Source organism: Achromobacter xylosoxidans, assembly GCF_001457475.1.
Taxonomy (GTDB): Bacteria; Pseudomonadota; Gammaproteobacteria; order Burkholderiales; family Burkholderiaceae_B; genus Achromobacter; species Achromobacter xylosoxidans.
The window spans coordinates 5,733,448-5,747,303 of record NZ_LN831029.1; the positions used below are offsets into that span (position 1 = coordinate 5,733,448).

Annotated in this window: 12 protein-coding genes; 5 read left to right on the plus strand and 7 right to left on the minus strand. The window is 70.6% G+C overall.

Annotated features, from left to right (window positions below; genetic code table 11):
• Positions 1 to 210: 210 nt before the first annotated feature.
• Entirely contained in the window at positions 211 to 690 is a 480-nt protein-coding gene (locus AT699_RS25935; RefSeq protein ID WP_020926465.1) for a VOC family protein, read from the minus strand.
• 239 nt (positions 691 to 929) lie between these two features.
• Here AT699_RS25935 and AT699_RS25940 point away from each other — a divergent pair, with 239 nt between their 5' ends.
• Together AT699_RS25940 and AT699_RS25945 are read left to right on the plus strand one after the other, a co-directional pair.
• On the plus strand, positions 930 to 1,574 hold the full coding sequence (locus tag AT699_RS25940; protein WP_024070330.1) for a hypothetical protein: 645 nt from the start codon (positions 930 to 932) through the stop codon (positions 1,572 to 1,574).
• A complete protein-coding gene (locus AT699_RS25945; protein WP_232254266.1) occupies positions 1,567 to 2,676 on the plus strand; it encodes a hypothetical protein in 1,110 nt (369 codons plus the stop codon). The genes AT699_RS25940 and AT699_RS25945 overlap by 8 nt, the downstream gene beginning before the upstream one ends.
• 18 nt (positions 2,677 to 2,694) lie before the next feature.
• On the opposite strand, the gene dmeF is transcribed toward AT699_RS25945, so the two are convergent.
• Complete coding sequence (dmeF, locus tag AT699_RS25950) at positions 2,695 to 3,717, minus strand: CDF family Co(II)/Ni(II) efflux transporter DmeF (RefSeq protein ID WP_024070332.1); 1,023 nt, start codon at positions 3,715 to 3,717, stop codon at positions 2,695 to 2,697.
• A gap of 56 nt (positions 3,718 to 3,773) precedes the next feature.
• Positions 3,774 to 4,046, minus strand: a complete 273-nt coding sequence (locus AT699_RS25955) for a metal/formaldehyde-sensitive transcriptional repressor (RefSeq protein ID WP_006386026.1) — start codon at positions 4,044 to 4,046, stop codon at positions 3,774 to 3,776.
• A 332-nt stretch (positions 4,047 to 4,378) separates the two neighbouring features.
• On the opposite strand from AT699_RS25955, the gene AT699_RS25960 reads away from it, so the two are divergent.
• From AT699_RS25960 to AT699_RS25970, 3 genes are read left to right on the plus strand one after another with little or no spacing between them, the layout of a single operon-like run.
• Positions 4,379 to 5,569, plus strand: a complete 1,191-nt coding sequence (locus AT699_RS25960) for an MFS transporter (protein WP_024070333.1) — start codon at positions 4,379 to 4,381, stop codon at positions 5,567 to 5,569.
• A 17-nt stretch (positions 5,570 to 5,586) separates the two neighbouring features.
• Positions 5,587 to 7,302, plus strand: coding sequence for an ABC transporter ATP-binding protein (locus AT699_RS25965; RefSeq protein WP_269474970.1), 1,716 nt, complete (start codon positions 5,587 to 5,589; stop codon positions 7,300 to 7,302).
• Entirely contained in the window at positions 7,299 to 9,041 is a 1,743-nt protein-coding gene (locus AT699_RS25970) for an ABC transporter ATP-binding protein (protein WP_024070334.1), read from the plus strand. The genes AT699_RS25965 and AT699_RS25970 overlap by 4 nt, the downstream gene beginning before the upstream one ends.
• Positions 9,042 to 9,124: 83 nt before the next feature.
• Here the strand turns inward: AT699_RS25970 and pdeM are convergent, their stop codons facing one another.
• From pdeM to AT699_RS25985, 4 genes are read right to left on the minus strand one after another with little or no spacing between them, the layout of a single operon-like run.
• Complete coding sequence (gene pdeM / locus AT699_RS25975) at positions 9,125 to 9,790, minus strand: ligase-associated DNA damage response endonuclease PdeM (RefSeq protein WP_024070335.1); 666 nt, start codon at positions 9,788 to 9,790, stop codon at positions 9,125 to 9,127.
• Positions 9,774 to 12,002, minus strand: coding sequence for a ligase-associated DNA damage response DEXH box helicase (locus tag AT699_RS25980; protein WP_232254265.1), 2,229 nt, complete (start codon positions 12,000 to 12,002; stop codon positions 9,774 to 9,776). The genes pdeM and AT699_RS25980 overlap by 17 nt, the downstream gene beginning before the upstream one ends.
• A complete protein-coding gene (locus tag AT699_RS32305) occupies positions 11,948 to 12,229 on the minus strand; it encodes a Helicase domain protein (protein ID WP_024070337.1) in 282 nt (93 codons plus the stop codon). Before AT699_RS32305 ends, AT699_RS25980 begins: the two co-directional genes overlap by 55 nt.
• Positions 12,226 to 13,830, minus strand: coding sequence for an ATP-dependent DNA ligase (locus tag AT699_RS25985; RefSeq protein WP_024070338.1), 1,605 nt, complete (start codon positions 13,828 to 13,830; stop codon positions 12,226 to 12,228). The genes AT699_RS32305 and AT699_RS25985 overlap by 4 nt, the downstream gene beginning before the upstream one ends.
• Between the last annotated feature and the right edge of the window lie 26 nt (positions 13,831 to 13,856).

Sequence of the window (13,856 nt, forward strand, 5' to 3'; positions counted from 1 at the left end):
TGTCTGCGTAGGCGGATCACTCCTCGCGCAATTGGCGTGCCCGGGGCGAACGCCCGGTGGCGCCGGCGCGCCGTGAGCGGCCTTTACAACGGGCGGCAACAACGACACGGGCGCCTTGCGGCGCCCGGAAAACGGAAACGATGGGATTTGCGCGGGTCGCGTCAGCGCGCCCGCACGGCGGCGGGCGCGCCAGCCGCCAGACCGACTCATTCAGCCGCGCAGCGCCGCCTCGATGCCGGCGACGTCGATCTTGCCCATCTGCATCATGGCCTCGAAGGCGCGCTTGGCGGCGGCGCGATCGGGCGACACCAGCGCCTCGGTCAGCACCCGCGGCGTGATCTGCCACGACAGGCCCCATTTGTCCTGGCACCAGCCGCAGACGTTCTCCGCGCCGCCGTTGCCGACGATCGCGTTCCACAGGCGGTCGGTCTCGGCCTGGTCGTCGGTGGCGATCTGGAACGAGAACGCGTGGTTGTGGGGGGTGCCGGGGCCGCCGTTCAGGCCGAGACAGGGAATGCCGGCGACGGTGAACTCCACCGTCAGGACATCGCCTTCCTTGCCCGACGGATAATCGCCGGGCGCGTGCATGACGCGGCCCACCGCGCTGTCGGGAAAGGTCTGGGCATAGAAACGCGCCGCCTCCAGCGCGTCGCGGTCGTACCAGAGGCAAACCGTATTCTTGCTGACCATCTTCGCTCTCCTGAGATGAAAAACGGAAACACGCGAACGCGCCGCAAGGCCCGGTGGACGCGCGCCAGGGATGCTGCCGGTCGAGCATAGCGCCGGCAACGGTCCGCGTGCGTTACCAAGCGTAGAAGCATGCCGGTCGATGCCCCGACTTTCCCTCGCCCGCCGCAGTGCGCGCCGAAGGTGACAGATCACGGCCGTCCTGCGCATAATCCGTCGATCCCTGTCCTGGAGTCTCCGGCATGCCCTTGCCCACGCCGCCGCAGGCGCATCTCGCCGCGCGCCGCCTTCGCCTTGTGTTCTGCTGCATTGCCGCACTGCTGTGGCTGGCTTGCGCTCCCGCCGCCCAGGCCTTCGACCGCCAGGCGCAGACGCAGCGCTACCAGCAATGGCTGGATCAATTCGAGCGCAACCTGCGCCAACTGGCCGCCGTGCCAGATGCCACCGATGCCGACGTCGAGCGCATCTTCGCCGATACCGTGGTGCCGTCATCGCGCGCGGTGGGGTTCGTGCGCGAACTGGCGACGCGGCCCGCCGGCTCGGTCTCCGGCGAAATCGTGTTCCAGGGTCCCGCGCGCCTGCTGGTCGGCGTATTGCGCCAGTCGGTGGTGGCGGGCGATGGCGGCCCCTACACCGACACGCCGCCGGGCAAGGCCCCGCTGACACTGCGCGCGTGGTATCTGCACGTGGACGGCGGCGGCGAACTGGAACGTCTTTTCAACGACCCCGAGGCCTACAAGCCCTACCGCCTGCCGGCCGACGGCACGCTGGAACGCGGCGTCTACCCCTTCCTGGTGTTCGAGGACGGCCCGCGCCTGCGGCTGGGCGCCATGACGCGCGAATACTGGAACGTGGTGCGCTTTTTGGACGACCTGCAACATGGCTGACGCAACCCTGCCCCGTCCCCGGCCGGGCCGACTGGGCGCCTTGTTGCTGGCGCTTGCCCCTGCCCTGGCCTGGTCCGCCTGCCCGCCTCTGGACACGCCCTTCGGCGCCGATCCGCCCGGCGCCGCGTTGCGCCCCCAGCCACTGGCGCTGTCGCTGGACGGCCCGCGCGTGCTGCTCGGCCTGCATGGGGAACGGGTGCCGGCCGACACCCGGCTGATCGCGGTCCCCGAGGATGGCGACCTGGCCCCGCGCATCTGGCCCGACGCGGTGGACTGGAGCGTCTACGCCAGCCGCGCCGGCGAACCGGGCGCGACCGTGTTGCAGCGCGACGCCGAGGGCCGGCTGTGCCGTATCGACCGCTACCGGCTGCAGCGCGGGCGCCAGATCGAAGATGGCGGCTACCGGCTGGCCTATGATGCCGAGGGCCGGCTGGCGGGCTATGCGGAGTATGCGTCGGCACGAGACCGTGGCGGCGCATTGCAGCAAGCCTGCGTCAGGCGCGATGCCAAGGGGCGGGTCACGGCCGTCTTCCAGGCTGGCTGCAGCGCTACGCCCGAGCGGCCGGTCTACTACGTGCGCGACGACGCCGGCGCCCTGCTGCGCACCATCGACCAGCGCGCCGGTCCGCTCGGCACGCTGGTGCACCGCCTGAACCCGGACGGCACGACGCGCTCGGTCTATCGGTCGCGCCCCGACCCGGACCAGGACGGCGCCCTGATCGCCTATCCGGTTCCACCCGCCCAGGAAGACCGGATCCTGCCGGTGGCGCCCGGCACTTCCCCGGTCATCACCACCGAGATTCCCGATGAACCCTGGCGGCTGGTACGGGTGCCGGCCGACACGGTCGAAGGCGACGGCCTGCCGTCCTGGGACCCGAAGGTGCAGACGGTATTGCTCAAGGGACTCAGCAACGCGCGGGGCCAGGTGGTCCTGGACGCCGGGCAGATCGCGCCGTTCCACCAGGCCTTGCGCGAGACCCCGGGGCGGGTATTCCTGTATGTGCACGAGATGACCCGCTTCCTGCCCGTGACGGCGCTGGATGCGCAGGCCTGGAAGCGCTGCATCGATCCGGCCCGGCGCGACGCCGGCGCCTGCGATTGAGCCCGCGGGCCGCCGCGCTCACGGCACGGCCTGGGTCTCCACCGTCACATGCGACAAGCCCGCGATATGCGCCAGCTTGCCCTTGTAGAAAGCGCTGTCGCGCGGATGCGCCGTGACCAGCGACACGATCGCCGCGAAGTGGCCGGGCCCGACCTGCCATACGTGCAGGTCGGCGATCTGGCCATCGCCGGCGTCCAGCGCCCGCTCGATGTCGTGGCGCAGCCGGGCGCTTTGCGGCGTGGCGTCGAGCAGCACGGTGCCCGAGTCGCGGATCAGGCCCCATGACCAACGCGCGATGACCAGCGCGCCGACCACGCCCATCGCCGCGTCCGCCCATAGCCAGCCATAGCTGCGGCCCGCCAGCAGCGCCACGATGGCCAGCACCGAAGTCAGCGCGTCGGCCAGCACGTGGATGTAGGCGGACCGCAGGTTGTTGTCGCGGACCTGCGGATGGCCATGGCCCGCGGCGGGCGCGTGGTCATGGTCATGGTCGTGACGGTGATCGTGATCGTGATCGTGGCGGTGCGCGCGGCCGTGGTGGTGGTCGTGCCCCGCGTGACCGTGCGCATGCCCGCCATGGCCATGCGCGTGGCCATGGTCATCCTTCAGCAGCCAGGCCGACACCAGGTTGACCAGCAGGCCGACGACCGCGATGGCGATGGCCTGGTCGAAGCGGATGGGCACCGGGTCGATCAGGCGCACCAGGCTTTCCCAGCCGATGATCAGGGCGATCAGCGCCAGTACGACCGCGCTGGCGAATCCCGCCAGTTCGCCCAGCTTGCCGGTGCCGAAGGTGAAGCGCGGGTTGCGGGCCTGGCGGCGCGCGTAGCCGTAGGCGAGCGCGGTGATGAGCATGGCGCCGGCGTGCGTGGACATGTGCCAGCCGTCGGCCACCAGCGCCATTGACCCGTAGACGTTGCCGGCAATGATCTCGACGGCCATCATGCTGGCGGTCAAGGCGATGACCCACCACACCCGGCGCTCGTTGCGCCGGTGGTCTTGGCCCAGGAAGACGTGGTCATGGGACGGGGAAGTATTCATGGGATTGTTCCTGCTGCTCGCGGGGCCTGTGACCGGCGGCCCCTGCCGGCGGACCGCTATTTCATGTAGGCCCGGATAACGTCCATCATCTCCCGCGCCGCCTCGACCCGCTCGGCCTGCGACGGCGCGTGCACCACGTGCTCGTCCAGATGGCCCTGCATCACCTCGGCGGTCAGGCCGCTGAGCGCGCCGCGCGCGGATGCCAGCTGGCGCAGCACCTCGCCGCAGGCCGCCTCGGCCTCCAGCGCCCGTTCCAGCCCTTCGAGCTGGCCGCGGATGCGCCGCACGCGGGCGATGAGTTTTTCCTTCTGGCGGATGGTGTGGGCCATGGTCGGGGGAAAGGAATATATAGTGTAGGGGACTATATTATAAAGACCGCGACAAAGGGAGGATATCCCTGCCGCCGTCCCAAAAAAGCGGACGAAGGCTGGCCGTCCGGGCATCAGCGCCGGCGCCTGCCTCAAGCGCGGCATGCGTGGCCGCCGGACATGGAATGGGCCGTCTATCCGATTCAGGCCGAGATGATCGGATTCGGGTAGAAACAACAATAAAAATCATTATCATCCATGTATTCACGGCATCCGATCCCGGATTGCGGCCCGCGCCGCCGCTCCAGGCACTTCCGAGATCCGCCTACTCATCCCTCCGGAGAAGCTTCCCCGTGCCATCGCGCCGTACCTGGGCCTTGCTGGCCAGTCTCTACAGTACCCAGTTCCTGGGGCTGATGTTCTTCGTCATCGCCATGGTGGCCATCCTGCGCGAAGGCGGGGCCAGCCTGGACACCATCGGCCTGGTCTACCTGATGGGCATGGCCTGGCCGCTGAAGGCGCTGTACGCGCCCTGGATCGACCGCCACGCGACTGGCCTGCGCGGCCATTACCGCGGCTGGCTGCTGGCGACCCAGGCCGGGTTGGTGCTGTGCCTGGCCCTGATCGGCCTGCTCGACCTGCGCGCCGACTTCACGACGATCTACCTGCTGTGCTGGGCGACCGCGCTGTTCTCGGGCGCGCAGGACGTGGCGCTCGACGGCCTGGCCTGCCGCGTGCTGACCCGCCCCGCCGATCGCGGTTTCGGCAACGGTCTGCAGATCGCCGGCGGCCTGATCGGCAACCTGGTGGGCGGCGGCATGATGCTGATGCTCTATCCGCGGTTGGGCTGGCGCGGCTGCTGCCTGTTGCTGGCGGCGCTCACAGCAGTGTCATGGCTGCAGCTGCTGGGCTACCGTGAACCGCAATGGCCGCGCAACGCCGGCCCCGCCAGCCACGCGCGCCTGCTGGCCTTCTGGCGAGGGCCGCAACGCAAGCACTGGCTGTTGGTGCTGTTGCTCTATCCCGCCTCCGCATCGCTCGGCTACGCAGTCATCATGCCATCGCTGCTCGATACCGGATGGTCGCTCGCCGACATCGGCCTGGTGCTCAACGTCGTGGGCGCCACCGCCGGCCTGCTCGTGGCGCTGGCCTACGGCCGCCTGTTGAAGAGCTGGTCGCGGCGTGGCGCCACGCTCGCGGCGGCGCTGTTGCAGGCCGTGGGCATTGGCGGCCTGGCGCTGCCCGCCATGGCCTGGGGCTCGCACACCGTCGCGGGCGTGGCGGTAGTGCTGTACTACATGCTGTACACGCCGGCCGCCACGGTGCTGTGCACGCTCATCATGGATCAGTCGTCGCCGCACAGTCCCGCCACCGACTACACGCTGCAAATGAGCGTGAGTCACTTCTTCGCGATGCTGCTGACCTCGGCCGGCACCATGCTGGCCGGCCGCATCGGCTACGGCGGCGTGGTCGGCGCGGCGGTCGTGCTGGCGGTATGCGGCCTATTGGCCGCCGCGCGCTGGGTTCCCCGGGAGGCAACATGAACAAGTCCTGGGAAATCATGCGGCCGGTGCGCGGCCGGATCCGCCTGGCCATGGGGCTGGCCGTGGCCGGCGTGCTGTGCAGCCTGTCGAGCCTGGCCTGCCTGGCGCTGGCCATGCGCGAGTTGCTGCTGTCCCCGGACACCTATCCCTGGCCCGCGTTCCTGGGCGCGCTGGCGTGCACCCTGCTGGCCTGCTTCCTGCGGCTGCAGGCCTTCAACCAGTCGCACTACGCCGCCTTCCGCCTGGAAGTGATCCTGCGCAACGACCTGGTGCGGCACCTGGCGCGGCTTTCCTTCGGCGAATTGCAGGCGCTGGGCAGCGGCCCGCTGGCCAAGGTGGTGCAGAACGACGTGCAGGCGCTGCACGTTTTCGTGGCCGACAGCACGCCGCTGTTCGCCCGCGCCTACGCCATGCCGCTGTTCAGCGCGGCGCTGCTGTTCGCGCTGGACTGGCGCATGGCACTGGCCGCCGTGGGCGTGCTGGCGGTAGGCGTGGCGGTCCTGTCGCTGGCGATGCGCGGCCGCGGAGCCATGACGCGGCGCTACCACCAGGCGCGCGAACAGGTCAGCGCCGCGGTGATCGAATACGTGCAGGCCATGCCCGTGGTGCGCACCTTCGATACCGGCCAGAGCACCTTCGGACGCTACCACCGCGCCCTGGAGCGCTACCTGGCGATGCTGACCGACTGGTATCGCGGCGCCAGCTTCAGTTCCCGCTTCGCGATTGCCGCGCTCGGCCCGCTGCCGACCCTTGCGGTGCTGCTGTGGCTGGGCGCCTGGTGGACGGCGCAGGGCCAGCTCGGCTTTCCAATCTGGCTGGCCTTGCTGCTGTTCGGCATGGGCATGGCCGAAGCCATGTTTCCGATGATGTCGCTGGCGCACATGATCGACCAGGCCAAGCTGAGCGTGGCGCGCATCCAGCAGGTGCTGGCGATCGCGCCGCTGCCGCCGGCCCGCGCGCCGCGGCGGCGGCCGGCCGACGCCAGCGTGTGCTTCGAGGATGTGCGCTTCGGCTATGGTGGCCATGTCGCGCTGGACAACCTGAGTTTCACCGCGCATGCCGGCCAGGTGACGGCGCTGGTCGGCCGTTCAGGCGCCGGCAAGAGCACCGTGGCGCGGTTGATCGCCCGCTTCTGGGACATCGATGCCGGGCGCCTGCTGGTGGGCGGCGTCGACGTGCGCGACCTGGAACGCGAGACCCTGTTCGAGCATGTCGCCTTCGTGTTCCAGGACAACTTCCTGTTCTCCGGCAGCGTGGCCGAGAACATCGCCATGGGCCGCCCCGATGCCCGCCCCGCCGAGATCGAGGCCGCCGCCCGGGCGGCGCAGGCGCACGACTTCATCCTCGCGCTGCCCGACGGCTACGCCACCGTGCTGCGCGAAGGCGGCAAGGACCTGTCCGGCGGCCAGCGCCAGCGCCTGACGATCGCCCGCGCCGTGCTGATGGACCGCCCGATCCTGGTGCTGGACGAAGCCACCGCCGCCACCGATCCCGAAAACGAACGCGCGGTCGGCGCCGCGCTGGCCGCGCTGATGCGCGGCCGCACCGTCATCATGGTCGCGCACCGGCTCGCCAGCATCCGCCACGCCGACCAGATCCTGGTGCTGGACCGTGGCCGGCTAGCCGAATCCGGCACGCACGACACCCTGCTCGCGGCGGGCGGCCTCTATGCCCAGCTCTGGAACAACCATCAACGCGCCCGTCGCTGGACCTTGGGCGAGCAACCCTCATGACGACACCTCCCGCTCCCTGGCGCGACACCTATCGCCGCCTTCTCCGCAGCGCAGGCAGCCAGGCCGGCCGCCTGCGCGCCAGCCTGTGCCTGTTGCTGGCCGCCGCCGTGTGCCAGGGCCTGTCGCTGGCCTGCATCGTGCCCCTGTTCGTCCACGTGACCCGCGGCGATCCCTGGCGCGCCGCGCTGGCCTGGCTGGCGGGCTTCACCTTGCTGGCAGCCGCCGCCATCATCCTGCGCTGGCGCGCGCAGGGCTTCGACTATCGCGGCCACATGGCGCGCGCCACGCACGAGCTGCGCGTGCTGCTGGGCGAGCAACTGCGGCGCATGCCGCTGGAGGCGCTGCAGGCCCACCGCACCGGCGGCATCGCCGCCAAGCTGCTGGGCGGCGTCGACGAGCAGATGAACTACGCGCTGACGGTGATCAACCTGATCCTGGGCGCCGCGGTTACGCCGGCCACGACCGCGCTGGCGCTGCTGGCCTGGGACTGGCGACTGGGCATGGCGCTGATGCTGGTGTTTCCCGTGATCGTGCCGCTCTACCGCTGGCGCCGGCCGGCGCTGGATCGCGGGCATGCGGCCACGGGCCGCGCCAATGAAGCCTTGAACGCGGAACTGCTCGAGTACATGCAAGGACTGCCCGTGTGCCTGGCGACGGGCCGAGCCGGCGCCGCCAATGAACGCCTGCGCGCCGGCTTCGAGCAGGTGGAACGATTGCAGCGCGAGCATCACCGGCGCGGCGCCAAGCCGTCGTTGATGGTGGCCGCCATCGTCGAATCCGGGATGCTGGCAATCCTGGGCTGCGGCATGCTGTGGGTCACCCAGGGGAGCCTGGCTCCCGCGGCTCTCGGCGCGGTACTGGTGCTGGTGGCGCGCTTTGCCGAACCGCTGGCGACCTTCGTGAACTTCACCACGATCCTGGCGCTGATCGAGGCCGCCCTGGCCCGCATCGAAGACGTACGGGCGGTGGCGCCGCTGCCGCAATGGCCGTCAGAGGGAGGCCCTGGCGGACCGGCGCGCATCCGTATCAACGGTCTCGAATTCCGCTACGCCGGCGGCAGTGCGCCAGCCCTGCGCGATATCGACCTGGATCTGCCGGCGCGCGGCCTGACCGCGCTGGTGGGCCCTTCGGGCTCCGGCAAGACCACGCTGACGCGCCTGCTGATGCGGCACGCCGATCCGCAACGCGGCGCGGTCCGCATCGGCGGCGTGGACATCCGCAGCCTGCCAGCCGCCGACCTGAACCGCCTGATCTCGACCGTGTTCCAGGATGTGCACCTGTTCGACGACACCGTGCTCGGCAACATCGGCATGGCAAGGCCCGATGCCAGCGAGGCTGACATCCACGCCGCCGCCCGCGCGGCCCATTGCCTGGACTTCATCGAGCGCCTGCCGCAAGGCTGGCAGACCCGCCTGGGCGAGGCTGGCGGCAAGCTGTCGGGCGGCGAACGCCAGCGCCTGTCGATCGCGCGCGCCATCCTCAAGAACGCGCCGATCGTGATCCTGGACGAGCCCACCGCCGCGCTCGACACCGAGAGCGAACTGGCGGTGCAGGCGGCCATCGATACCCTGGTCGCGGACCGCAGCGTCATCGTGATCGCCCACCGCCTGTCGACCATCGTCGCGGCGGATCGCATCCTGGTGTTCGAGGACGGTCGCATCACGCAGCGCGGCACGCACGCGCAACTGCTGGCTGTCCCGGGCCGCTATCGCCAGATGTGGCTGGCGCAACAGGGCTGAGGCACACCTCGCCCGCCGCGCGCGGCCACCTGTCCATGACACCGCGGCGTTCGACACACAGCGCCGCTCAAGGTGGAAAGCCCTCACCGCAGGCGCCCCGCCACGGGGATCGGCGTGCCAGCCACGCAGGCGACGATCAACCCGCCTTCACCGCCATCCACGATGTGACCGCCAGTGAAGTCCGAAAAGGCCGGCAGGACCGTGAGGCCCGCGCGCAGCCAGAACGCCGGCCAACTGCGCGGCACTCCCGGCACCGACGTCTTCGGATGCATGTGCCCCGCGATGACGTGCTGGCCGTTCGCTTCCGCCCGCGGGATGTGACAGAACAGGAAGGGACCATCCACGCAGGCATCACCGAGCTGTCGCACTTCCAGGACTCCGCCGTCCAGCGCGCGGTCGTGATTGCCCGCCAGCACGGCGACGTCCAGCCCGGCATGCTGGCGCCGCCATTCCAGCCACGCGTCGCGCCAGGCCGCCTGCGCGGCGGGTCCGTGCAACAGGTCGCCCACGATCCACAGCTCGCGGGCGGCCGTGCGCGCAACCAGGGCGGCCAGGCGGTCCAGGTCGCCGCGCGTGGCGCCGCTGGGCACCGCGATGCCCGCGCGCCGGAAGACATGGCTTTTCCCCAGGTGCAGGTCGGCAATGATCAAGCGCCCCCGGGCGGGCCAGAACATCGCCCGCGCCCCCGATAGCACCATGGCCTCGCCCGCCAGCACGATGTCCAGCTCGTCGTCAGGCGATGCGTTCATAGCGCTTCTCCAGTTGCGCCGCGGCGCGCCTGACGCGCGCTTGCCAGGTCTCGGTGCTCAATTGCCCGCGCATGCTCTCCGTCCAGAGCGGAAACGACAGCGGCGTCAACGCCCGCGGTTCGCGCAACAGCAGCTCGCGCCGCTGGCAGTCGTGCAACGCCGCCAGCAGGCGCGGCGCTTCCAGCTGCAGCTCGAACACTTCGCGCTCCGCTTGGGCCAACAGCAGATGGTCCGGGTCGTAGCGGCGCAGGACGTCGTACAGCAGGCCGCTCGACGCCTGCACCTGGCGCAGCGAACGCGCCGCCTGGCCGGGGAGCGACGGCGTCAGCAGGCCCGCCACGCGCGCGATCTCGCGAAACTGCCGGCGCGCCATTTCGCCCAGGTTCACGCCGTCGCGCAGGTCATCGGCCATGTTGTCAGGGCTGAGCAGCTGGCGCAGCAGGGCGTCGTCCAGCGCGGCCGGCTCGGCCAGCGTCAACATCAGTCCATAGTCGTTGACGGTGTAGGAAATCGTGTTGGCCTGCCGTCGGCCCCAGCGCAGCGCGATCATTGCCGCGATGCCTTCATGCACGGCGCGGCCGGCGAACGGGAACAGGAACAGATGCATGCCGCGGCGCGAACCGATCCGCTCGGCCACCAGCCGGCCGCGATCCGGCAGCGCGCTGGCCTGCGCCTGGATCCGCAGCAGCGGTTCGACCGCGCGCATCTCCGGATGCGGACCGGGATGCGAATACAGGCTTTCCACCTCGCTGGCCAGTTGCGTCGACAGGGGCATGCGCCCGCCCTGCCAGGTCGCGACCGGGCCATCGCCACCCTTGGCGCGCCGCACGTAGGCGACCATGCCCTCCAGCCGCACCAGTTCCAGCGTGCGCCCGGCGAACTGGAACCGGTCGCCGCGCCGCAGGCGGGCCAGGAAACCTTCTTCCACCGATCCCAGGCTGCCCCCGCGCAAATACCTCACGGCCACCGCGCCGTCAGCGGTGATGGTGCCGATGGACAGCCGATGGCGGAACGCGACGCGCCGGTCGCGCACACGGTAACGTCCATCGTCATCGCGCACGACGCGTTGGTAATCCGGATACTTCGCCAGCGCGCGGCCGCCCTGCACGATGAAGTCCAGCACGGCCCGCCACGTCGCGGCGTCGAGCGCGGCGTAGGCGTGAGTGCCGCGGACTTCCCGGTACAGCTCGTCCGCCTCGAAGCCACCACCCAGCGCCAGCGTGACGGCATGCTGGGCCAGCACGTCCAGGCTGCCGACTGGCGGCGGCCTGGACTCGATCTCGCCGCGCGCGATCGCCTGGCGGGCGGCGGCATACTCGATCAGCTCGAGCGCCTGTGCCGGCACGCAGACCACGTTGCCCGATTCCCCCGGGCGGTGGCGGGCGCGTCCGGCGCGTTGCAGGAGGCGCGCCACACCCTTGGGGCTGCCGATCTGCAAGACCTGGTCCACGGCCGGAAAATCCACGCCCAGGTCCAGGCTGGATGTGGCCACCACGCAGCGCACCGTGCCGTCGCGCAAGCCCTGTTCCACGGCGGCGCGCAGCTTCGGGTCCAGCGATCCATGATGCAGCGCCAGTGTGGCGGGGGCCTCGGGCCAGATGGATTCCAGGGCACGATGCCACAGCTCGGCCTGGGCGCGGGTATTGGTGAACAGGAGCGTCGCGCGCACGTCGAAGAGGCGCTTGAACACCCGCTCCAGCTGCGACAGGCCCAGGTGCCCGGCCCATGGCAGGGTGCGGCTGCGCTCGGGCAGCAGCGTCGATATCTGCATCCGCCGCGGCCGCACGCCCGCCACCAGCGCGCTGCCCGGCGCGTGCGGCAGCAACACGGCGCGGGCCTCGTCCAGGTTGCCGAGCGTGGCGGACAGGCCCCAGGTCCGCACGCCGGGCGACAGGCGCCGCAGGCGCGCCAGGCACAGCTGCAGCAGCACGCCGCGCTTGTTGCCCAGCAATTCGTGCCATTCGTCCACCACGATGCAGCGCAGGGCGCGAAAGCGCGACGACGCGTCGGCGTAGGAAAGCAGCAGGGCCAGGGATTCGGGCGTGATCACCAGCGCCTGCGCCTTGCCCTGCCGCGCCAGGCGCTTGTCGCGGGCGCTGGCATCGCCCGTGCGCAGCGCCACCGTCCACGCCAGGCCCATGTCGGCCGCCGTCTGCGTCAGCGCGCGGGTGGTGTCGGCGGCGAGCGCCCGCAACGGCGTGACCCACAGCACCCGCGGCCCTTCACCGGGGCCATGGGCGCGTCACCGGCCAGGGCCTCCAGCAGCGGGCCGCCGAATGCCGCCAGGGTCTTGCCGCTACCCGTGGGCGTGTGCAGCAGGCCCGATTCGCCATCCAGATAGCGCCGCCACGTCTCGCGCTGAAACGGGGCGGGCTTCCAGCCGCGCGCCGCGAACCATGCCGCCAGCGGCGCATCCCGGCCACGGCGCATGGCGCTCATCGCGCCAGCGCCTTCAGCGTGTCGAGCCGGTCGGCCTGGTCGGCGCGCTTGTCATGCCGCCAGCGCAGGATGCGCGGAAAACGCACCGCCACGCCCGACTTGTGGCGCTTGGACAGGTTGACGCCCTCGAAACCCAGCTCGAACACCTGTACCGGATCAACCGAGCGCACCGGGCCGAAACGCTCGCGCGTGTGGGCGCGCAGCCAACGGTCCAGTTCCAGGATCTCCTTGTCGTCCAGGCCCGAATAGGCCTTGGCGATGGGCACCAGCGCATCGCCATCCCACAGGCCGAAGGTGTAGTCGGTGTAGAGCGTGCTGCGGCGGCCGTGGCCGGACTGCGCATACAGCAGCACCGCGTCGATGGTGAGCGGATCGATCTTCCACTTCCACCAGTCGCCGCGCCGCCTGCCGCTTTGGTACGGCGCGGCGCCGCGCTTGAGCATGAAGCCCTCGACGCCGCGTTCGCGCGATTGCGCGCGCAGCAGGCGGGCCTCGTCCCAGCTTTCGGGCGCGACGATCGGCGACAGCCGCAGGCGCGGGTCCGGATGCCGGCGCAGCAACGCTTCCAGCCGGGCGCGCCGTTCGGTCTGCGGCAGCTCGCGCAGGTCGGCGCCGTCCAGCTCCAGCAAATCGTAGGCCAGCAGGCGCACCGGCGCCTCGGCCAGCCACTTGGGCCCGGGCTTGAGACGCTGGATGCGGGTCTGCAAGGCGGAAAACGGCATGGGACCGGCTGTGTCGTCCTGCCAGGCCAGCAGTTCCCCGTCCATGACGCAGTCCACATCCAGCGCCGCGGCCGCGGCCTCGACCTCGGGAAACCGGCCGTCCAGGCGCTCCTCGCCGCGCGACCACAATGCCACTTCGCCGCGCCGCCGTATCAATTGCGCGCGGATGCCGTCCCACTTCCATTCGAGCAGCCAGTCGCCGATCGGCCCCAGCAGCGCCGGATCGCCCTCCAGCGGCGAAGCCAGAAAGAAGGGGTAAGGCTGCTGGCGGTCGCCGGGCAATTCCTCGGCGCTCAGCAAGTCACGCAGGAAGGCGGGGCTGGGCGACCACGCGCCCAGCATGCGCTGCGCGATGCGCGCGATGGCCACGCCCGACATCTCCGCCAGCGCCTGCTGCACCATCCGCTGCGACACGCCGACGCGCAGGGCGCCGGTCAGCAGTTTGTTGAAGACCAGGCGTTCCGCATAGGGCAGGCCCATCCATGCGGCCACGATGACCTCGCGGCGCTCGCCCTCGTCGCGATTGGCCACGGGCAACAGGATCTCTTCGATCCAATCGGCCAGGCCGCGCTCGGGCGCGGCGGTGGCGGGGTCGGGAACCAGCAGCGCCAGCGTCTCGGCCAGGTCTCCGACCTGGTCATAGCAGGCATCCACCAGCCAGGGCGCGGTGTCGGACGCGCTCGCGACCCAGGCGCGCAGTTCGCCGACCGCCGCGATCTTCCTGCGCGCGCTGGTGATCTTGCCGCCGGCCAGCAGATACAACGCCCATGCCGCGTCGCGGGGCGGCGCATCACGGAAGTACGCCACCAGCGCCGCGCGCTTGTCCAAGGTGGCGGTACTGCGGTCCAGTTCCTGATACAACGCCGCGAATCGCTTCATGCCTGCGTCCGTTCTCCTGCCGATCC

Coding starts and splice junctions, on each gene's coding strand:
- AT699_RS25935 (WP_020926465.1), bottom strand. CDS start 690: ATGGTCAGCAAGAATACGGTTTGCCTCTGGTACGACCGCGACGCGCTG.
- AT699_RS25940 (WP_024070330.1), top strand. CDS start 930: ATGCCCTTGCCCACGCCGCCGCAGGCGCATCTCGCCGCGCGCCGCCTT.
- AT699_RS25945 (WP_232254266.1), top strand. CDS start 1,567: ATGGCTGACGCAACCCTGCCCCGTCCCCGGCCGGGCCGACTGGGCGCC.
- dmeF (WP_024070332.1), bottom strand. CDS start 3,717: ATGAATACTTCCCCGTCCCATGACCACGTCTTCCTGGGCCAAGACCAC.
- AT699_RS25955 (WP_006386026.1), bottom strand. CDS start 4,046: ATGGCCCACACCATCCGCCAGAAGGAAAAACTCATCGCCCGCGTGCGG.
- AT699_RS25965 (WP_269474970.1), top strand. CDS start 5,587: ATGCGGCCGGTGCGCGGCCGGATCCGCCTGGCCATGGGGCTGGCCGTG.
- AT699_RS25970 (WP_024070334.1), top strand. CDS start 7,299: ATGACGACACCTCCCGCTCCCTGGCGCGACACCTATCGCCGCCTTCTC.
- pdeM (WP_024070335.1), bottom strand. CDS start 9,790: ATGAACGCATCGCCTGACGACGAGCTGGACATCGTGCTGGCGGGCGAG.
- AT699_RS32305 (WP_024070337.1), bottom strand. CDS start 12,229: ATGAGCGCCATGCGCCGTGGCCGGGATGCGCCGCTGGCGGCATGGTTC.
- AT699_RS25985 (WP_024070338.1), bottom strand. CDS start 13,830: ATGAAGCGATTCGCGGCGTTGTATCAGGAACTGGACCGCAGTACCGCC.